General features: G+C 65.0%; 19 protein-coding genes and 2 pseudogenes. 11 read left to right on the forward strand and 10 right to left on the reverse strand.

Annotated elements, in window-relative coordinates:
* Genes OGL92_RS20985 through trpC form a run of 3 tightly spaced genes read left to right on the forward strand, consistent with a single transcriptional unit; the run spans position 1 to position 2,457 of the window.
* On the forward strand, positions 1-612 hold the full coding sequence (locus OGL92_RS20985; protein ID WP_263147562.1) for an aminodeoxychorismate/anthranilate synthase component II: 612 nt from the start codon (positions 1-3) through the stop codon (positions 610-612).
* A 1-nt stretch (position 613) separates the two neighbouring features.
* The gene (gene trpD, locus OGL92_RS20990; RefSeq protein ID WP_263147564.1) at positions 614-1,660 is read left to right on the forward strand and encodes an anthranilate phosphoribosyltransferase; all 1,047 of its coding nucleotides are present in this window, start codon (positions 614-616) and stop codon (positions 1,658-1,660) included.
* Positions 1,657-2,457, forward strand: a complete 801-nt coding sequence (gene trpC, locus OGL92_RS20995) for an indole-3-glycerol phosphate synthase TrpC (protein ID WP_263147566.1) — start codon at positions 1,657-1,659, stop codon at positions 2,455-2,457. Before trpD ends, trpC begins: the two co-directional genes overlap by 4 nt.
* Before the next feature lie 63 nt (positions 2,458-2,520).
* Here trpC and crp read toward each other — a convergent pair whose 3' ends face one another.
* Positions 2,521-3,165 (reverse strand): cAMP-activated global transcriptional regulator CRP, encoded by a 645-nt coding sequence (crp, locus tag OGL92_RS21000; RefSeq protein WP_263147568.1) that lies wholly within the window; start codon positions 3,163-3,165, stop codon positions 2,521-2,523.
* A 229-nt stretch (positions 3,166-3,394) separates the two neighbouring features.
* Between crp and OGL92_RS21005 the strand changes: the two genes are divergently transcribed.
* Positions 3,395-3,826 carry an OsmC family protein gene (locus OGL92_RS21005; protein ID WP_263147570.1) on the forward strand — a complete coding sequence of 144 codons (432 nt, stop codon included), beginning with the start codon at positions 3,395-3,397 and terminating at the stop codon, positions 3,824-3,826.
* Positions 3,827-4,069: 243 nt separating this feature from the next.
* The gene (gene speD / locus OGL92_RS21010; RefSeq protein WP_263147573.1) at positions 4,070-4,864 is read left to right on the forward strand and encodes an adenosylmethionine decarboxylase; all 795 of its coding nucleotides are present in this window, start codon (positions 4,070-4,072) and stop codon (positions 4,862-4,864) included.
* 52 nt (positions 4,865-4,916) lie between these two features.
* On the opposite strand, the gene coq7 is transcribed toward speD, so the two are convergent.
* Both coq7 and OGL92_RS21020 read right to left on the reverse strand, forming a co-directional pair.
* Entirely contained in the window at positions 4,917-5,564 is a 648-nt protein-coding gene (coq7, locus tag OGL92_RS21015; RefSeq protein WP_263147575.1) for a 2-polyprenyl-3-methyl-6-methoxy-1,4-benzoquinone monooxygenase, read from the reverse strand.
* Between the two features lie 128 nt (positions 5,565-5,692).
* Positions 5,693-6,031: a histidine triad nucleotide-binding protein gene (locus tag OGL92_RS21020; protein WP_263147577.1), complete on the reverse strand. Its 339-nt coding sequence runs from the start codon at positions 6,029-6,031 to the stop codon at positions 5,693-5,695.
* Between the two features lie 76 nt (positions 6,032-6,107).
* On the opposite strand from OGL92_RS21020, the gene OGL92_RS21025 reads away from it, so the two are divergent.
* Positions 6,108-7,583, forward strand: a complete 1,476-nt coding sequence (locus tag OGL92_RS21025; protein WP_263147579.1) for an AAA family ATPase — start codon at positions 6,108-6,110, stop codon at positions 7,581-7,583.
* 13 nt (positions 7,584-7,596) lie between these two features.
* Here OGL92_RS21025 and OGL92_RS21030 read toward each other — a convergent pair.
* From OGL92_RS21030 to hemJ, 5 genes and pseudogenes are all read right to left on the reverse strand, one after another.
* A pseudogene (locus tag OGL92_RS21030) lies at positions 7,597-8,322 on the reverse strand (SDR family oxidoreductase); the annotation flags it as partial.
* A pseudogene (locus OGL92_RS21035) lies at positions 8,316-8,723 on the reverse strand (DUF805 domain-containing protein); the annotation flags it as partial. The pseudogenes OGL92_RS21030 and OGL92_RS21035, both read right to left, overlap by 7 nt.
* A 105-nt stretch (positions 8,724-8,828) precedes the next feature.
* Entirely contained in the window at positions 8,829-10,097 is a 1,269-nt protein-coding gene (locus OGL92_RS21040; RefSeq protein ID WP_263147582.1) for an alanine racemase, read from the reverse strand.
* On the reverse strand, positions 10,094-11,056 hold the full coding sequence (locus tag OGL92_RS21045; protein ID WP_263147584.1) for a nitronate monooxygenase family protein: 963 nt from the start codon (positions 11,054-11,056) through the stop codon (positions 10,094-10,096). Before OGL92_RS21045 ends, OGL92_RS21040 begins: the two co-directional genes overlap by 4 nt.
* A gap of 25 nt (positions 11,057-11,081) precedes the next feature.
* The gene (hemJ, locus tag OGL92_RS21050; RefSeq protein WP_263147587.1) at positions 11,082-11,507 is read right to left on the reverse strand and encodes a protoporphyrinogen oxidase HemJ; all 426 of its coding nucleotides are present in this window, start codon (positions 11,505-11,507) and stop codon (positions 11,082-11,084) included.
* A 130-nt stretch (positions 11,508-11,637) separates the two neighbouring features.
* Between hemJ and argC the strand changes: the two genes are divergently transcribed.
* The 4 genes from argC (at position 11,638) to erpA (ending at position 14,252) form a co-directional block, all read left to right on the forward strand.
* The gene (argC, locus tag OGL92_RS21055) at positions 11,638-12,672 is read left to right on the forward strand and encodes an N-acetyl-gamma-glutamyl-phosphate reductase (RefSeq protein ID WP_263147588.1); all 1,035 of its coding nucleotides are present in this window, start codon (positions 11,638-11,640) and stop codon (positions 12,670-12,672) included.
* Complete coding sequence (locus tag OGL92_RS21060; protein WP_263147590.1) at positions 12,672-13,406, forward strand: DUF6776 family protein; 735 nt, start codon at positions 12,672-12,674, stop codon at positions 13,404-13,406. The genes argC and OGL92_RS21060 overlap by 1 nt, the downstream gene beginning before the upstream one ends.
* Before the next feature lie 5 nt (positions 13,407-13,411).
* Positions 13,412-13,822 (forward strand): polymer-forming cytoskeletal protein, encoded by a 411-nt coding sequence (locus OGL92_RS21065; RefSeq protein ID WP_263147591.1) that lies wholly within the window; start codon positions 13,412-13,414, stop codon positions 13,820-13,822.
* A gap of 79 nt (positions 13,823-13,901) precedes the next feature.
* Positions 13,902-14,252 carry an iron-sulfur cluster insertion protein ErpA gene (erpA, locus tag OGL92_RS21070; RefSeq protein ID WP_263147593.1) on the forward strand — a complete coding sequence of 117 codons (351 nt, stop codon included), beginning with the start codon at positions 13,902-13,904 and terminating at the stop codon, positions 14,250-14,252.
* Positions 14,253-14,298: 46 nt separating this feature from the next.
* Here the strand turns inward: erpA and OGL92_RS21075 are convergent, their stop codons facing one another.
* Together OGL92_RS21075 and OGL92_RS21080 are read right to left on the reverse strand one after the other, a co-directional pair.
* Entirely contained in the window at positions 14,299-15,390 is a 1,092-nt protein-coding gene (locus OGL92_RS21075) for an anhydro-N-acetylmuramic acid kinase (RefSeq protein WP_263147595.1), read from the reverse strand.
* A 3-nt stretch (positions 15,391-15,393) separates the two neighbouring features.
* Positions 15,394-16,833 (reverse strand): peptidoglycan DD-metalloendopeptidase family protein, encoded by a 1,440-nt coding sequence (locus OGL92_RS21080; protein WP_263147598.1) that lies wholly within the window; start codon positions 16,831-16,833, stop codon positions 15,394-15,396.
* 201 nt (positions 16,834-17,034) lie between these two features.
* On the opposite strand from OGL92_RS21080, the gene tyrS reads away from it, so the two are divergent.
* Positions 17,035-18,237 (forward strand): tyrosine--tRNA ligase, encoded by a 1,203-nt coding sequence (gene tyrS, locus OGL92_RS21085; protein ID WP_263147601.1) that lies wholly within the window; start codon positions 17,035-17,037, stop codon positions 18,235-18,237.
* Positions 18,238-18,384: the final 147 nt, after the last annotated feature.

The raw sequence follows: 18,384 nt of genomic DNA on the forward strand, positions 1-18,384 counted from the left end.
ATGCTGTTGATGATCGATAACTACGACTCCTTCACCTACAACGTCGTCCAGTATCTGGGCGAGCTGGGTGCCGAGGTGAAGGTGATCCGCAACGACGAACTCAGCGTCGCCGAAATCGAAGCGCTGCGCCCGGAGCGCATCGTGGTCTCGCCGGGTCCCTGCACGCCCAGCGAGGCCGGGGTGTCCCTGGAGGTGATCCGGCATTTCGCCGGCAGGTTGCCGATCCTCGGAGTCTGCCTCGGCCACCAGAGCATCGGCCAGGCCTTCGGCGGCGAGGTGGTGCGTGCGCGGGAAGTCATGCACGGCAAGACCAGCCCGGTCCATCACCAGGATCTCGGCGTGTTCGCCGGCCTGAACAATCCCCTCACGGTGACCCGCTACCATTCCCTGGTGGTCAAGCACGCCAGCCTGCCGGATTGCCTGGAAATCACCGCCTGGACCCAGCACCAGGATGGCAGCCTGGACGAGATCATGGGGCTGCGGCACAAGACCCTGAACGTCGAAGGCGTGCAGTTCCACCCCGAATCCATCCTCACCGAGCAGGGCCACGAGCTCCTGGCCAATTTCCTCCGGCAGACCGGCGGCCAGCGCGCCGCGGGCGAGGTACGCTGAGATGGATATCAAGGAAGCCCTCACCCGTATCGTCGGCCAGCTCGACCTGACCACCGAGGAAATGCAGGCGGTGATGCGCCAGATCATGACCGGGCAGTGCACCGACGCCCAGGTCGGCGCGTTCCTCATGGGCATGCGCATGAAGAGCGAGACCATCGACGAGATCGTCGGCGCCGCCCAGGTCATGCGCGAGCTGGCCGCCCCGGTGCGCATCCGGGCCGAGCGCCTGGTGGATACCTGCGGGACCGGCGGCGACGGGATGAATATCTTCAACGTCTCCACCGCCGCCGCCTTCGTGGTCGCCGCCGCCGGTGGCAAGGTGGCCAAGCATGGCAACCGCGCGGTGTCCGGCAAGAGCGGCAGCGCCGACCTGCTGGAAGCCGCCGGCATCTACCTGAACCTGAATCCCGAGCAGGTGGCGCGCTGCGTCGAGAGCGTCGGCGTCGGCTTCATGTTCGCGCCGGCCCACCATGGCGCGATGAAGCACGCCATCGGCCCGCGCCGGGAAATGGGCCTGCGCACCCTGTTCAACATGCTCGGGCCGATGACCAACCCGGCCGGGGTCGAGCACCAAGTGCTCGGCGTATTCAGCCAGGCGTTGTGCAAGCCCCTGGCCGAAGTGCTGCAGCGCCTGGGCAGCCGTCACGTGCTGGTGGTCCACGCGCTGGATGGCCTGGACGAGATCAGCCTGGCCGCGCCGACCCACGTCGCCGAGCTCAAGGACGGCAAGGTCAGCGAATACCGGGTGCAGCCGGAAGACTTCGGCATCAAGAGCCAGACCCTGATCGGCTTGACCGTGGAAGGGCCCCAGGCTTCACTCGAGCTGATCCGCGACGCCTTGCGCCGCCGCAAGACCGAGGCCGGGCAGAAGGCCGCCGACATGATCGTGCTCAACGCTGGCGCGGCGCTGTACGCCGCCGACCAGGTGGCAACCTTCAAGGCGGGCGTGGAACTGGCTCACGATGCGTTGCATACCGGGCTGGCGTGGGAAAAACTGGAAGAGCTGGTGTCCTTTACCGCTGTGTTTCGGCAGGAGAATGAAGCGTGAGCATCCCAACCGTCCTGGAAAAAATCCTGGCGCGCAAGGTCGAGGAAGTCGCCGAGCGCAGTGCCCGGTTGCCGCTCGCCGAACTGGAGCGCCGCGCGCGCGCCGCCGACGCGCCGCGTGGGTTCGCCCATGCCTTGCAGGAGCGGGTCAAGCGCAAGGAGCCGGCGGTCATCGCCGAGATCAAGAAGGCCTCGCCGAGCAAGGGCGTGCTGCGCGAGGAGTTCTTCCCGGCGCAGTTGGCCAAGAGCTACGAGGCCGGCGGCGCCTGCTGCCTGTCGGTGCTGACCGACGTGGATTTCTTCCAGGGCGCCGATGCCTACCTGCAGCAGGCCCGAGCCGCCTGTTCGCTGCCGGTGATCCGCAAGGACTTCATGATCGACCCCTACCAGGTGGTGGAATCCCGTGCCCTGGGCGCGGATTGCATCCTGCTGATCGTCGCCGCCCTGGACGATGGCCGCCTGCGCGAACTGGCCGCCACGGCGCGGGACTTCGGGCTCGACGTATTGGTGGAGGTGCACGATGGCGCCGAGCTGGACCGCGCCCTGGCGAACCTGGATACGCCCCTGGTCGGGGTGAACAACCGCAACCTGCATACCTTCGAGGTCAACCTGGAGACCACCCTCGACCTGCTGCCGAAGATTCCCCGCGATCGCCTGGTGATCGCCGAGAGCGGCATCCTCAATCGGGCGGATGTCGAACTGATGCAGGTCAGCGACGTGCATGCCTTCCTGGTCGGCGAAGCCTTCATGCGCGCCGAGGAGCCCGGCGGCGAGCTGCGGCGGCTGTTCTTTCCCTGAGACGGGCGTCGCGCGGATGAAAAAAAAGGCCAGCGGATGCTGGCCTTTTTCGTGACGGCGTATTCAGCGGGTGCCGTATACCACCATGGTCTTGCCCTTGACGTGGACCAGGCCCTGCTCCTCGAGCCCCTTGAGCACGCGGCCGACCATTTCCCGCGAGCAGCCGACGATTCGGCCGATTTCCTGGCGGGTGATCTTGATCTGCATGCCATCGGGATGGGTCATGGCGTCGGGTTGCTTGCACAGGTCGAGCAGGGTGCGGGCGACGCGGCCGGTCACGTCGAGGAACGCCAGGTCGCCGACCTTGCGCGTGGTCTTGCGCAGGCGATCGGCCATCTGGCCGCCGATGGTGATGAGAATGTCCGGGTCCTGCTGGGTGACTTCGCGGAACTTGATGTAGCTGATCTCGGCCACTTCGCACTCGGTCTTGGCACGTACCCAGGCGCTGCGTTCCTGTTCCAATCCTTCCTTGTCGAACAGGCCCATTTCGCCGAAGAAGTCGCCGGCGTTGAGATAGCCGATGATCATCTCGCGCCCGTCGTCGTCCTCGATGAGGATGGTCACGGAGCCCTTGACGATGAAGAACAGCGTTTCGCAACGGTCGCCGGCATAGATGATGGTGCTCTTGGCGGTGTAGCGGCGCCGATTGCAATGGGAAAGAATCTTGTCGAGATTCTTGATTTTGGGGGTAAGGGTAATAGCGACCATGCCTGATTCCCGAAGAAAAAAAAGATAAGCCTTTATCCAGCAGGCAATTTTTATAGTTATCCGACTAGCGTGCCATTTCTAACCTGGCAGCTTACCAGAGCGGAAAAATCCAGCCGTTCGAATTTGCGACATGACTGGCGTATCCAGGGAACTTTCGGGCGTTTTCCGGCGTCGCGGCTGCCCGGAATCGCTGTGATAAGCTAACCCACTTTTTTCAGGAGGCTTCGCGATGAAGGCACGCATCCAGTGGGCGGGCGACGCCCTGTTTATCGGTGAGTCGGGCAGCGGCCACGCGGTCGTCATGGACGGGCCTCCGGAAAGCGGCGGGCGCAACCTCGGCATCCGGCCCATGGAAATGCTGCTCATCGGCCTCGGCGGGTGCAGCAATTTCGACGTGGTCAGCATTCTGCGCAAGTCCCGCCAGGCGGTGGAGAGCTGTGAGGCCTTCCTGGAGGCCGAACGGGCCGAGCAGGAGCCGAAGGTCTTCACCCGCATCCACCTGCGCTTCGTGGTCAAGGGCCGCGGGCTGAAGGAGGCCCAGGTCAAGCGCGCGGTGGAGCTCTCCGCGGAGAAATACTGCTCGGCCTCGATCATGCTCGGTCGCGCCGGCGTCGAGATCACCCACGAATACGAAATCGTCGAGCTCGACACGCCCGCCTGAGCCTCGGAAGGGCCCGGCGGATCGGCGACGACATACGGCGTTCACGAAAGCCCGCCAGGCTCTGGCAGTCGACGTTCGCGATCTGCATAATGCGCCGCCTTTCAGGGCGCTCGCGCTCCAAACCAGACAACCACAATCGCCAGTGCGAAGAGGTGTAAACCGTCCTACGCAGATACCCCGACCGTATCTGACGGGCATGCTCGATCACGCGGCAGAGCCGCATTGAATAGAGAGTTTCCAACGGTGAAAAGCAAACTCAAGCTCCACGGGTTCAACAACCTGACGAAGACCTTGAGCTTCAACATCTATGACATCTGCTATGCGGAAACGCCGGAAGACCAGCAGGCCTACGTGCAGTACATCAACGAAGAGTACGACGCCGAACGCCTGACGCAGATCCTCACCGATGTTGTCGACATCATTGGCGCCAATATCCTGAACATCGCCCGTCAGGACTACGATCCCCAAGGCGCCAGCGTGACCATCCTGATCTCCGAGCAGCCGGTGACCCCCACCGACAGCCAGATCGAGGAATCTCCCGGGCCGCGTCCGGACACCATCCTCGCCCACCTGGACAAGAGCCACATCACCGTTCACACCTACCCGGAAATCCATCCGGTCGACGGCATCGCCACCTTCCGGGTGGACATCGATGTGTCCACCTGCGGGGTGATTTCGCCGCTGAAGGCCCTGAACTACCTGATCCACCAGTTCGATTCGGATATCGTCACCGTGGATTATCGGGTGCGCGGCTTCACCCGCGACGTCGAAGGTTGCAAGCACTTCATCGACCACGAGATCAACTCGATCCAGAACTACCTGTCCGACGACACTCGCTCGGCCTATCAGATGACCGACGTCAACGTGTATCAGGAGAACCTGTTCCACACCAAGATGCTGCTCAAGGATTTCGAGCTGGACAACTACCTGTTCGGCGACGCCAGCCAATCCCTTTCCGCGCAGCAGCGCCAGTTGGTGGAAACCCGGGTGCGCCACGAGATGCTGGAAATCTTCTACGCGCGCAACATGTCCCGCTGAATCCGGCGGGCGAGAAAAAGGGCGCCGCGGCGCCCTTTTTCGTTCCCGCCATTCAGATGCGGTAGGTGGTCTTGGTCATCACCTTGGACAGCAGCGTCATGCCGAACTTGACCGGCGCCGGGAAGCGCAAGCCACCGGCTTCCAGGGCATGGGTGGCGTGATGTTCCTCGTCGATGCGCATCTGTTCGAGGATCGATCTCGACTTGCGGTCGCTCTCGGGGATTTGCGTCAGGTGCTCGTCGAGGTGCTTGCACACCTGGTCCTCGGTGGCGGCGACGAACCCCAGGCTGACCCTGTCGCTGATCAGCCCGGCCATGGCGCCGACGCCGAAGGAGAGGCCGTAAAACAATGGATTGAGCACGCTGGGGCGGCTACCCAGCTCGCGGATGCGGCGCTCGCACCAGACCAGATGATCGATCTCTTCCTCGGCGGCCTTCTCCATCGCCTCGCGCACTTCCGGCAGCTTGGCGGTGAGCGCCTGCCCCTGGTACAGCGCCTGGGCACAGACCTCGCCGGTGTGGTTGATGCGCATCAGCCCGGCCACGTGGCGGGCGTCGCCGGCGTCCAGCGGGCTGTCCTGCTGGGGCTCGGCGGGGGAGGGGCGGTACGGCTGGCCGCTGAACGGCAGCAGGGTACGCAGGGCGGTGTTCGCCTGCAGCAACAGGCGATCGAGGGAGGAGTAATGGCGTTCGCTGGACATCGCGTCGTTCCGCGTGGACTCGTTCGCGGCAGTGTACCCGATCGACGTCGGCGCCTGGCCAGCGGCGGATTGCCTCAGGCGCACCGATAGGATCGATGGGGGAAGGGCGGCCTCGCTTGGACGGGGTTTCAGCCCGGCGGCCAGGTCATCTGACGCTGGCCCGGCACATGCAAGTGCAGGTGATTGATGGTCTGCCCACCCTTCTCGTTGCAGTTCGCCACCACCCGGAACCCGTCCTCGCAGCCCAGCGCCTTGGCCAGGCGCTGGGCGGTGAACAGGAGGTGCCCGGCGAGCGCCTTGTCTTCCTCCTGCAGATCGTTCAGGGTTGCGATGTTTTTTTTCGGGATGACCAGAAAGTGCACCGGCGCTTGCGGCGCGACGTCGTGGAAGGCCAGCACCTGATCGTCCTCGTAAATGATGCGCGCGGGCACTTCTCGGGCGATGATTCTGTTGAACAGGTTGTCCATGTCGCTCCTCCGCTGAGGGGTGGCCTGAGTCGATGGTCGGCGCATGGATTGACGCCCATTTCTGCAAGGATGTTCCGTGAAGAACGATATTCATGACCTCGGGCTGGTCCTGGACTCGAAGGTCAAACTGATCGTGATCGAGTCCTGGGACGAGCCCCGCGTGCTCGAGACCCTCACCGGGCTCGCCGTCAAGCGCGGCCTCGGCCTGTTCACCTGGACGGTCACCGAAGGCATACAGCGCCTGGGGTTCGGCGGCGAATCGGTGGACGCCGGCTCGACCGACGCCGAGGCCGCGTTGCGTCTGATCAAGGCCGACCCCCAGCCGAACCTTTACGTGCTCTGCGACCTGCACCCGTTCCTCGACGAGCCGCGGGCGGTGCGCCTGCTCAAGGAAATCGCCATGGCCGAGGGCATCCATCGCCCCAGCGTGGTGCTGGTCTCCCACGCCTTCAAGCTGCCGCCGGAAGTGCAGCGCTATGCCGCCCATTTCACCCTCTCGCTGCCCAGCGAGGACGAATTGCTGGGCATCGTCCGCGAGGAAGCGACGCGCTGGAGCGAACGCAACCGCGGCGCCCGCGTACGGACCGACAACCGTACCCTGCAACAGGTGGTGAAGAACCTGCGGGGCCTGAGCCATGGCGAAGCCCGCGCCCTGGCGCGCAACGTCATTTGCGACGACGGGGCGATCACCCAGGAAGACCTGCCGGAGCTGAACAAGACCAAGTTCAAGCTGCTGGACCTGGAGGGCGTGCTCGGCTTCGAATACGAGACCGCGCGTTTCGCCGAGGTCGGCGGCCTGGCCAACCTCAAGCGCTGGCTGGGCGAGCGGCAAGGCGCCTTCCTCGACGCCAAGGGCAAGGACCTGCCCAAGGGCGTGCTGCTGGTGGGCGTGCAGGGGGGCGGTAAGAGCCTGGCGGCGAAAGCGGTGGCCGGCCTCTGGGGCCTGCCGTTGCTGCGCCTGGACTTCGCGTGCCTGTACAACAAGTTCTTCGGCGAGACCGAGCGCAACCTGCGCGAAGCGCTGCGCCTGGCCGAGCAGATGGCACCCTGCGTACTGTGGATGGACGAGGTGGAAAAGGGCCTCGCCAGCGGCGACCACGACAGCGGTGTCAGCCAGCGGGTGCTCGGTACCCTGTTGACCTGGATGGCCGAGCGCAAATCGCCGGTGTTCATGGTCGCCACCGCCAATGCCATCGAGCGGTTGCCACCGGAGTTGCTGCGCAAGGGCCGTTTCGACGAGTTGTTCTTCGTCGACCTGCCGTCGACGCCGGTGCGCGCGGAAATCTTCCGCATTCACTTGCTGCGCCGCGAGCTGCCGGTCGAAGCCTTCGACCTGGGCAGCCTGGCGTTGGCCAGCGAGGGGTTCTCCGGCGCGGAGATCGAACAGGCGGTGGTCAGCGCCCTGTATGCCGGGCAGGCCCGCCAGCGGAGCGTCGACCAGTCCCTGCTGTTGCAGGAGCTAAGCGCCACCGTGCCGCTGTCCGTGGTGATGGCCGAGGAACTGGCCGACCTGCGCGCCTGGGCCGATGGCAGGACGGTCCGCGCCGACTAACGCAGGCGCGGGTTCAGAGCGGCGGGGGTGTCAGCAGGGGCTTGTGCAGCGCGGCGGTGATCTTGCGCACCAGCCAGCGCGGGCCAAGCCGCGAACTGAAGGCCAGCAGTTTGTTGCGCCAGCCGGGCACGATCACCGCCTTGTTCTTCTCCAGGCCGCGCACGGCGATCAGCGCCACCGTTTCCGCATCCATCATCACCGCGCGGGTGTCCAGGTGGCCGACCTGCATCCGTGCGCCGCGGAAGAACGCCGTGCGGGTGGGGCCGGGGCAGAGCACGCTGACTTTCACCCCGCGGTTGCGCAGCTCTTCGCGCAGGCCCTCGGAGAGGCTCAGCACGTAGGCCTTGCTCGCGTAGTAGTTGCTCATCCAGGGGCCCGGCTGGAACGCCGCCAGGGAAGCGACGTTGAGGATCTGCCCGCCGCCCTGCTCGGCCATGCGCCCGCCGATGGCATGGCAGAGCCGCGCCAGCGCCAGCATGTTCAGCTCGATCAGGTGCTGCTCGCGGCTCCAGTCCTGTTCCACGTAGAGCCCCGAGGTGCCGATGCCGGCATTGTTCACTAGCAGGTCGAGTTGATGTCCGCTCTGCTCCAGCTCCTGGAGCAGCCCGGAGAGTTGCAAGGGTTCGGCGAGGTTGCAGGTCCGGAACAGCACGTCGACGCCGAAGCGTTGCGCCAGTTCGCAAGCGATGCTTTCCAGCGCCTCGCGTTGCCGCGCGACCAGGATCAGGTTGCGGCCGCGGATTCCGCCAGTTGCGCCTGGCGCGCCAGGTATTTCTCGATGACGATGCCGCAGCTTTCGCACTGGCTGGACGCAGTCTGTTCGTGGCCGCATTTGGGGCAGGTCATCCGGCCCAGGGCATCCGGGTCCGGCTCGTCCTGGGTTTCCACCAAGGACAGGGCGGCGGCCAGGTCCTGCTCCTTGCGCACCCGCGCGCCGGCCTGTTGCAGGGCAGCCAGGTACTTGTCCGCTTCCACGGAATCCAGATCGCGCTTGAGGGCGACCGGGCGGCCGCCGAACAGGCTGTCGATCTTGCTGCGGTCGCTCTTGAACAACCGGGCCAAGTTGTCCTTGACGGTATCGGTGCTGGCACCGGGCATCAGTTCGCCGTCGAAGACGATCTTGTAGCGGACGTCGGTCATGCGAGCTTCCTTGTCAGCGGAGGGGATGGGTAGGAGGGCAGTGACGCAGATTAAAGAGGGCGAGGGTGCGACACAAGGGTCCCGCGGGCGACCTGCCGCACAAAGCTAGGCGTTGCCCAGGGGCTGCCAGCGGCCAACCAGATGGCCGCGACGCAACAGACGCAGCTCGCCGAAGTCGCCGAGCAGGCCCTCGGACAGGAACGGCCGCAGGAATACCCAGTCGTCCACCGCCAGGGCGGTGCCGTCGGAGCCCTGCAGGCGGTCCTGGTCCGCGCTGCGCCCGTAGCCTTCGTCGAAGGCCAGCCCGGGCGGAGCCACCGGCTCGGCCGGCCAGCGGCCGCCGTAGAGGTAATAGGCGCGCTGGCGGTTGCGGTCCCAGGCCTGCCAGGCGCCTTGCACGCCTTGCAGGTAGGGCAGCCCGCCGCTGGTGGCCTTCAGCACCGGGGTGGCGATCCACAGCGCCGGCCGATGCTCGGCCAGTGCCTCGGTATCGAAGGCACCGGGTTTGAGCAGCGCCGAGCCCACCGCGACCTCGTTCAACGGGCTGTCGCCGGATGCGTGCAGCGGGTAGGTCAGGCTGCCGGCGCCATTGAGCAGCGGCGGGCCGGGAAGTAACGCGTGGAATGCCTGCAATACCTCAGCGAACGCGCGGTAGCGCGCGGTGCTCTCGGCGTGGGCGCGCGCCTGGCCGATCCAGAAGGGCGCCTCGACGACCTGGGCGTCGTAGCCCATCAGGCCGCGCACGCGCACCGGCATCTGCGCGTTCTTCAGCCCCTGCAAGGCGTCGCCCAGGGCCTGGGGCGTGGCGAAGCCGCCGCGGCCGAGGCCGACGTCTATTTCCATCGCCACCTGCAGGCGCCGGCCCAGCGCCTGGGCCAGCTCGCCATACGCTTGCAGGCGCGCGGCGCTGTCCACCAGCCAGGTCATCTGGGTCGCCGGTTCGAAGCTCAGGTAACTCGGCAACTGCTGGTAGAACCCGAGCGCGGCCGCTACCGGCAGCGGCTTGCCGAGCAGCAGGTCGGCCATCGGGAAAGCGCGTGCCAGCGGGACCAGGTGCGCAGCCTGGAACACCATGAAGCGCTGCACACCGAATCGCCGCGCCAGATAGTCCAGCAGTCCGCCCGAGGCCAGCGACTTGGTCACCAAGCGGAGCGGCAGCTTGCCGCCGAGGCGGCGTTGCAGCAGGTCGGCGTTGGCATCGAGGCGGTCCAGGTCGATCACCAGTTGCGGGAGACCGCCGCCTTCCTGGCGCAGCAGGCGATTCAGCGCGGCGAAATAATCCTCGTAGGGGTGGCCCCTGTCCGGCGGACGCAGGGCCCAGGCACCGAGCAAGGCCGCCGCGCCGGCGGCGCCCAGCAGGTGGCGGCGTTTCATCGGCCGGGCGACCGTCCCAGCCGGCCGACGCCCACCAGGGCCTCGCGGTACTCGGCATCCAGACGGGCGATCAGTTCGGCGACCGGCGGCAGGTCATGGATCTCGCCGACGCCCTGTCCCGCCGACCAGACGGTCTTCCAGGCCTTTGCTTCGTCGTCCATGGGCTTGAGTTTGGTGCCGTAGTCGATGGCCCCCTTGTTCTGCAACTGGGCCAGGTCATAGCCCGCCTGCTCCAGGCTCTGGCGCATGAAGCTTGCGGGCACTCCCGACACCGCCGGGGTGTGCAGGATGTCGGCGGCGCGGGCATCCAGCAGCATGCGCTTGTAGGCTTCGCTGGCCTGGCTTTCGCGGGTGGCGATGAAGCGGGTGCCGAGATAGGCCAGGTCGGCGCCGAGCACCTGGGTGGCGAGGATCTCGTGGCCATGGTTCAGGCAGCCGGCCAGCAGCAGGGTCTTGTCGAAGAACTGGCGGATTTCCGCGACCAGGGCGAAGGGGCTCCAGGTGCCGGCGTGGCCCCCGGCACCGGCGGCCACGGCGATCAGGCCATCGACCCCGGCTTCGGCGGCTTTCTCCGCATGGCGGCGCGTGGTGACGTCGTGGAATACCAGGCCGCCGTAGCCGTGCACCGCGTCCACCACCTCTTTCACCGCGCCCAGGCTGGTGATGACGATCGGCACCTTGTGCTCCACGCAGATGGCCAGATCCGCGTGCAGGCGCGGGTTGCTGGCGTGGACGATCAGGTTCACCGCGTAGGGCGCGGCGTCCGCCTGCAGGCCGGCCGCGATCTGTTCGAGCCATGCCGCGAAACCCGCGCTGTCGCGCTGGTTCAGGGCGGGGAAACTTCCCACCACGCCCTGGTTGCAACAGCCGAGCACCAAGTCGGGATGGGACACCAGAAACATCGGGGCGACCACCAGGGGCAGGCGCAGGCGGCGTTCGAGCAGGGCGGGCAGGGACATGGCGTTTCCTCGGCAAGGCTTGCGATCAGAAGGGTTTGACGACCACCAGGATGGCGACGGCGATCAGGATCAGCACGGGGATTTCGTTGAACCAACGATAGAACACGTGGCTGCGGCCATTCTCGCCGCGGGCGAAGCGCTTGAGCATGGCGCCGCAGGCATGGTGATAGCCGATCAGCAGCACCACCAGGGTCAGCTTGGCATGCAGCCAGCCCTGGCTCATCAGGCCGCTGTTGAGCAGGATCAGCCAGATGCCGAGCACCAGGGTGGCGATCATCGACGGCAGCATGATGCCGCGGTAGAGCTTGCGCTCCATCACGCAGAAGCGTTCGCGGCTCGGCGCATCCTCGCTGGCGGCGTGATAGACGAACAGGCGCGGCAGGTAGAACAGGCCGGCGAACCAGCAGACCACGGCAACGATGTGCAGGGCTTTTATCCATAGGTAAAGCATGGGGTAACTCCTCATCAGGGTGCGCCGATAGTAGTGGCAGCGGCGAGCCGGGTCACGCGGGCGGTTGGCCGGTGGCCGATGCGGCCTTATCATCGGCTGCTTTCCAATCCGTTCGTTCAAGGGGCAAGAGATGATCAAGGTCGGTATCGTCGGCGGCACGGGCTACACCGGTGTCGAGTTGCTGCGCCTGTTGGCCCAGCATCCCCAGGCTGAAGTGGCGGTGATCACCTCGCGTTCCGAGGCCGGGGTCAAGGTCGCCGACATGTACCCGAACCTGCGCGGTCACTACGACGGCCTGGCTTTCAGCGTGCCGGACAGCGCCACCCTCGGTGCCTGCGACGTGGTGTTCTTCGCCACGCCCCATGGGGTGGCCCATGCCCTGGCCGGCGAACTGCTCGCCACCGGCACCCGCCTGATCGACCTCTCCGCCGATTTCCGCCTGCAGGACGCCGAGGAATGGGCGACCTGGTACGGCCAGCCCCATGGCGCGCCGGACCTGCTCCCCGAGGCGGTCTACGGCCTGCCGGAGGTCAATCGCGAAGCCATTCGCCAGGCGCGCCTGATCGCCGTTCCCGGGTGCTATCCGACGGCCACCCAGCTCGGCTTTCTGCCGCTGCTGGAGGCCGGCCTGGCCGATGCCTCGCGGTTGATCGCCGACTGCAAATCCGGCGTCAGCGGCGCGGGCCGTGGCGCCAAGGTCGGCTCGCTGCTCTGCGAGACCAGCGAGAGCCTGATGGCCTACGCGGTGAAGGGCCATCGCCACCTGCCGGAGATCGCCCAGGGCTTGCGCCGGGCTGCCGGCGGCCCGGTCGGCCTGACCTTCGTGCCACACCTCACGCCGATGATCCGCGGCATCCACGCGACCCTTTACGCCAGCGTGGCCGACACTTCGGTGGACTTGCAGGCGCTGTACGAGAAGCGCTACGCCGACGAACCCTTCGTCGACGTGATGCCCGCCGGCAGCCATCCGGAAACCCGCAGCGTGCGGGGTGCCAACGTGTGCCGTATCGCCGTGCACCGGCCCCAGGGCGGCGACCTGGTGGTGGTGTTGTCGGTGATCGATAACCTGGTCAAGGGCGCCTCCGGCCAGGCGATCCAGAACATGAACATCCTCTTCGGCTTCGACGAGCGCTACGGACTGTCCCACGCCGCCCTGTTGCCCTGATGTCGCGCTGGGAGGTCCGCATCAGCGACCCGCGCCGCGAGCGTCGGGTCCGCCTGCTGCTGGTCCTGGCGCTGCTGGCGCTGCCCCTGGCCTTTTACGGCGGGCAGCGTTGGCAGGCCGGCGACAGCGGGCGCCAGGCGGACGAACGTGAGCGCCTGGCGCGCAAGACCGAGACCCAGGCGCGCGAGCTTGAAACCCTGCGTCAGCGCTACGTGGTCATGGAAAGCGGCGAGCAGTTGGCGCGCCAGGCGGTGGAGCAGAATCGCCAGACCATCAAGGGCCTGGAAGAACAGATCTTCAAGTTGCAGCAGGACCTGGCGTTCTACCAGGGCGTACTGGCGCCGGACAGCCGGCGCGAAGGCTTGCGCATCGGAACCTTCGAGCTGCATGCCGGCGACACGCCGCGCCGCTTCCGCTACAAGCTCACCCTCAGCCGGGTGGGCCAGGATGAGAAGCCGCTGAGCGGCCGTTTGCGTGTCAGCCTGATCGGCAAGCAGGCGGGCAAAGACCTCAGCCTGGACTTGGCGCCCCTGACCCAGGGGCTCCCTGATGCCTTGAGCGGATCGGACATCCCATTTGACTTCAAGCATTTCCAGGCGATACCCGAGGCTGGACGCTATGGGGAAATCGACCTGCCGGAGGGCTTCGAGCCCCGGCAGATCAAGGTGCGCGCCACGATCCAAGGCCAGGCCAAGGAACAGGAGCGTTTATTCAATTGGATCGACGGGGAATGACGATCATGTGGAACAAACAGAAGCCGAAGGCCGATTTGCAGCGCTTCAGCGGCAAGACCAGCGTCATAGCCGCCGGTGCCGAACTGGTCGGCGAACTGCGCTTCCAGGGTGCGGTGCAGGTGGACGGTCGCGTGCAGGGCAACCTGCTCGCCAGCGAAGGCTTGGTGCGGGTGAGTGTGGAGGGACAGGTTGAAGGCGAGGTGCGCGCCCCCCATGTCATACTCGACGGCGAGGTGATCGGCGATGTCTTCGCCAGCGAGCATCTCGAATTGGGTGCCCGCGCCCGGGTCCGCGGCAACCTGCATTACGGCCTGATGGAAATGGCCATGGGTGCCCAGATCGACGGCAGGCTCTGCCCGATCAAGGAAGCGCCGCGGCCGCTGGAACTGCCGGCGAGCGTAGAAACCCCACAATAGTTGACCGTTTTTCTGGGGCAAGCGGATAATGCCAGGCCCCAACGCAAGTTATGGCGGTGTCACGCCGGGAGATTGCAGCATGAGCGTCGAGTCCTTCATCCCTACCCCTTTGGTCTTCACCCAGGGTGCGGCGAGCAAGGTGAAGAACCTGGTCGATGAAGAGGGGAACCCGCGGTTGAAACTGCGCGTGTTCGTCACCGGCGGCGGTTGTTCGGGTTTTCAGTACGGCTTCACCTTCGATGAGGATGTGGCCGACGACGACACCATCGTCGAATGCGGCGGTGCCAGCCTGGTCGTGGACCCCATGAGCTTCCAGTACCTGGCCGGCTCGGAAGTGGATTATCAGGAAGGCCTGGAGGGTTCGCGCTTCGTGATCAAGAACCCGAACGCCGCGACCACCTGCGGGTGCGGCCAGTCCTTCTCGATCTGACCCGGCTTCGCCGCGCGACGCCGTGCCCAGGCACGGCGTCTTCGTTTCAGGCCGGGTAGATCGCGCCGAGTATCCGAAGGCCTCGGGCCCCGGTCACGCTGGGACGATTGGTGGGAATGCCTTCCAGGCAGCAGTGGGCCAGCCAGGCGAAGGCCATGGCTTCGACCCAGTCCGGCGGCACGCCATGGGCCTCGGTGCTGGCCACCCGCACGGAAGGCAGCAGGCGGGCGAGACGATCCATCAGCGCGGCGTTATGCGCGCCGCCCCCGCACACCAGCAACTCTTGGGTATCCGTCTGCGCTCCCTGCAAGGCTTCGCACATGCTGCGGGCGCTCAGTTCGAGCAGGGTCGCCTGGACGTCCGCGGCCTCATAGGGAGGCAAGCGGGCCAGGTGGGCTTTCAGCCAATCCAGGTTGAACAGCTCGCGCCCAGTGCTCTTCGGCCCACGGGTCCGGAAGAAGTCATCGCTCGACAAGGCCGCCAGCAGTTCGGCCTGCACCTTGCCGGAGGCGGCCCATTGGCCGTTCCGGTCGTAGGGTTCGCCGCGCTGGTCCTGTATCCAGGCGTCGAGCAGGACGTTGCCCGGGCCGCAGTCGAAGCCGCGAACCGGCTGGCCGCTTTCCAATAGGCTGAGGTTACTGAACCCACCGATGTTGAGGACGGCCGTCCGCCGCTGCGGATTCGCGAAGAGGGCTTCGTGGAACGCGGGCACCAGGGGCGCGCCCTGGCCACCGGCGGCCATGTCCCGCCGGCGGAAGTCGCTGATCACGGTGATGCCGGTAAGTTCGGCGAGAAGCGCCGGGTTGCCGATCTGCACGGTGAAGCCACGGGCTGGCTCATGGCGCACGGTCTGGCCGTGACTGCCGATCGCGCGAATGGCCGTGGGTTCCAGGGCATGATCGCCGAGCAGCGCATGGATGCCGCCGGCCACGGCCTCTACCCAGCGCTGTTCGGCGAGGGCGGCGCGGGCGAGCTCATCAGGACCGGGGCTGCACAGCGCGAGCAGGTCGTCGCGCAGGGCGGGCGGCATGGGTTGGTAATGGGTGGCGAGCAGGCGGGTGGCCCCGTCCTGCTCGATCAGCGCGATATCCAGGCCGTCCAGGCTGGTGCCGGACATTACCCCCAGGTAAAGCGGCACGGCTCAGCGCTTGTTCATCGCGAGCATGGTGGCTTTTTCCTGGTCCATGCGGGCCATCAGCGGCTGGCTCTTCTGCATGAAGAGCTTCTTGTCGGTGCCGGCGATGGCGTCGGCCATCGGCAATTTCACACCCAGCGGATCGACGTGGACGCCGTTCACTTGGAACTCGTAGTGCAGGTGTGGGCCGGTCGACAGCCCGGTGGTCCCGACGTAGCCGATGATCTGGCCCTGCTTGACCGTGCCGCCGGTCTGGATGCCTTTGGCGAAGCCCTGCATGTGCCCGTACAGCGTGCTGTAGGTCTTGCCATGCTGGAGCACCACGGCGTTGCCGTAGCCGCCGCGTCGGCCCGCGAAGGCGATCTTGCCGTCGGCGGTGGCCTTGATCGGCGTGCCTCGCGGGGCGGCGTAGTCGACGCCCTTATGCGCACGGATTTTGTTCAACACCGGATGGAACCGACCCATGGAGAAACGCGAGCTGATCCGGGCGAAATCCACCGGCGTACGGATGAAGGCCTTGCGCATGCTGGTGCCATCGGCGCGGTAGTAGCTGGCGATGCCCTGCTTGTCGATGTAGCGCACGGCGCTGTAGGTCTTGCCACGATTGGTGAAGCGCGCCGCCAGGATCTGGCCGTTGCCGACCGGCTTGCCCTTGACCACCTTCTCTTCGTAGATCAGCTCGAATTCGTCGCCTTCCCGCAGGTCCAGGGCGAAATCGATGTCATAGCCGAAAATATTGGCCAGATCCATCGTCAGGTCGTGGGACAGGCCCGAGCGTTTCGCCGTGAGGAACAGGGAACCGCTGATCACGCCGCGCGCATAGCTGTCGCGCATTTCCGGCTTGATGAGGTCGCGCTTGAAATCGAAGCCTTTCGCGCTCTTGGTCAGGCTGATGGTTTCCAGGTCGCTGAGCTGGGAACGGATCGCCTGCAATTCACCGTCATTGGCGAAGGTGAATTGCAATTCCTGGCCGATCTTTAATTTGCTGAACTGCTTGGCGTCCTTGTTGCTCTCAAGAATGTCATGCAAGCGGTTGGTGGAGAGGCCTACCTTGGCGAAGAGAGTGGAAAGCGTATCGCCGTTGCCTACCCGGACCTTCTTCAGATTGGGGTCGACGGGCGCGGGTGTTGGGTTGTTGGCGAGCTTTTCGGCAGGGCCCTTTTCCTTCGTTTCCTGTTCGGCATCGGCTTGTTCGGTTTCAGGCGTTTCGATGCGGGCGAAGGGCGAATCGCCTTCTTCGCCGATCAGGCTGTCCGGTCGGAGGTCGTCTTTTTCCTGGATGACGCTGTCCGTGCCGTTCTCCATCTCGGGCGTCAGGTAGGTTTTCTTGGCTTCGACTTCGCGGGAGGGGAAAACCAGCAAAGCCAGGCTGAGCAAGGCGGCTACGCCGCTTGCAGCCACGATGTGGCTCTTGGGATAAGGCGGGATCTTGGAGGTAGGTGTCATTGTTTTCGACTATGAAAAAGAGTTGAAAAGATGAAATTGACTTTGAAAATGACGATGACATAACTGGATAAAATATAACCAAAAACCCCAGGAGGCAAGCTCACCCGCACGCAGGGGCGAACGGCGGGCGCAAAACTTGTAATTGGTCAACGATCTTGTATGGTTGGTTCCCTTTTTCAGTTTGCCGAATGGTTTTAACGTATGAAGTCGGTCGAAGAGCAGCTTGCGCTCATCAAGCGTGGTGCCGAAGAGGTATTGGTCGAATCCGAGCTGATCAGCAAGCTTGAGCGCGGAGAGCCCCTGCGGATCAAAGCGGGGTTCGATCCCACCGCGCCGGATCTGCACCTGGGCCATACGGTGCTTATTAATAAGCTCCGTCAGTTCCAGGAACTCGGACACCAGGTGATTTTCCTCATAGGCGACTTCACCGGCATGATCGGCGACCCCAGCGGCAAGAGTGCGACGCGCCCACCGCTCACCCGTGAGCAGGTGCTGGAGAACGCTGAGACCTACAAGGCCCAGGTGTTCAAGATCCTCGATCCTTCCCGGACCGAGGTGGCCTTCAACTCCACTTGGATGGACCAGCTCAAGCCCGCCGATTTCATCCGGCTGGCATCGCAATACACGGTGGCGCGCATGCTGGAGCGCGACGATTTCGACAAGCGCTACTCCGGCAACCAGCCCATTGCCATTCACGAATTCCTTTATCCCCTCGTGCAGGGGTACGACTCGGTTGCCTTGCGCGCCGACGTCGAGCTGGGTGGGACCGACCAGAAATTCAACCTGCTCATGGGGCGCGAGTTGCAGCGGGCCTACGGCCAGCCTTCCCAGTGCGTCGTTACCATGCCCTTGCTCGAGGGGCTGGATGGCGTGAAGAAGATGTCCAAGTCCCTGGGCAACTATGTAGGCATACAGGAAGCGCCAGGCGTCATGTACGGCAAGCTGGTCTCCATTCCCGATCCATTGATGTGGCGTTACTTCGAACTGCTCAGCTTCCGTTCGCTGGAGGAGATCGAGTCCTTCAAGCGCGACGTGCAGCAGGGGACGAATCCTCGCGACATCAAGATCAAGCTCGCCGAAGAGATCGTGGCTCGCTTCCACGGCGAAGAGGCTGCTGCCAGCGCTCACCGTTCTGCGGGCAATCGCATGAAAGAAGGCGAGCTGCCGGAGGACCTGCCTGAGGTGGAGTTGTCCGCCGCTGAAGCTATGCCGATCGCATCCGTCCTTAATAAGTCGGGGTTGGTGAAGAATGCCGCGGTGGCTCGCGATCTGCTGGGTTCCGGGGGCGTACGTGTCGACGGTGCGGTGGTTGCGCGTGACTTCATGTTCCAGTTGGGTTCCACCCACGTGTGCCAAGCGGGAAAAAAGGCGTTTGCGCGGGTGAAGTTGAATAAAATCGCCTGATTCCTAAGAAAGTCGTTGACGTGTAAATGTGTGGGCCTATAATGCGCACCACTTCCGGCGGGGAACGAGTCTAAAACCTGTTGAAAAACAGGGGGTTAGATGAGTTCGGTGGTGATGCTTGCGGGCATTGCACGACGTGAAGGAGGC

The sequence above is a fragment of the Pseudomonas sp. RIT-PI-AD genome, from assembly GCF_025642785.1.
Classification (GTDB): Bacteria; Pseudomonadota; Gammaproteobacteria; order Pseudomonadales; family Pseudomonadaceae; genus Pseudomonas_T.

Bases quoted from the DNA above. Each gene is read 5' to 3' on its own strand.
- OGL92_RS20985 (WP_263147562.1), top strand. From the start codon at position 1: ATGCTGTTGATGATCGATAACTACGACTCCTTCACCTACAACGTCGTC.
- trpD (WP_263147564.1), top strand. From the start codon at position 614: ATGGATATCAAGGAAGCCCTCACCCGTATCGTCGGCCAGCTCGACCTG.
- crp (WP_263147568.1), bottom strand. From the start codon at position 3,165: ATGGTCGCTATTACCCTTACCCCCAAAATCAAGAATCTCGACAAGATT.
- OGL92_RS21005 (WP_263147570.1), top strand. From the start codon at position 3,395: ATGAAGGCACGCATCCAGTGGGCGGGCGACGCCCTGTTTATCGGTGAG.
- coq7 (WP_263147575.1), bottom strand. From the start codon at position 5,564: ATGTCCAGCGAACGCCATTACTCCTCCCTCGATCGCCTGTTGCTGCAG.
- OGL92_RS21020 (WP_263147577.1), bottom strand. From the start codon at position 6,031: ATGGACAACCTGTTCAACAGAATCATCGCCCGAGAAGTGCCCGCGCGC.
- OGL92_RS21040 (WP_263147582.1), bottom strand. From the start codon at position 10,097: ATGAAACGCCGCCACCTGCTGGGCGCCGCCGGCGCGGCGGCCTTGCTC.
- OGL92_RS21045 (WP_263147584.1), bottom strand. From the start codon at position 11,056: ATGTCCCTGCCCGCCCTGCTCGAACGCCGCCTGCGCCTGCCCCTGGTG.
- hemJ (WP_263147587.1), bottom strand. From the start codon at position 11,507: ATGCTTTACCTATGGATAAAAGCCCTGCACATCGTTGCCGTGGTCTGC.
- argC (WP_263147588.1), top strand. From the start codon at position 11,638: ATGATCAAGGTCGGTATCGTCGGCGGCACGGGCTACACCGGTGTCGAG.
- OGL92_RS21060 (WP_263147590.1), top strand. From the start codon at position 12,672: ATGTCGCGCTGGGAGGTCCGCATCAGCGACCCGCGCCGCGAGCGTCGG.
- OGL92_RS21065 (WP_263147591.1), top strand. From the start codon at position 13,412: ATGTGGAACAAACAGAAGCCGAAGGCCGATTTGCAGCGCTTCAGCGGC.
- erpA (WP_263147593.1), top strand. From the start codon at position 13,902: ATGAGCGTCGAGTCCTTCATCCCTACCCCTTTGGTCTTCACCCAGGGT.
- OGL92_RS21080 (WP_263147598.1), bottom strand. From the start codon at position 16,833: ATGACACCTACCTCCAAGATCCCGCCTTATCCCAAGAGCCACATCGTG.
- tyrS (WP_263147601.1), top strand. From the start codon at position 17,035: ATGAAGTCGGTCGAAGAGCAGCTTGCGCTCATCAAGCGTGGTGCCGAA.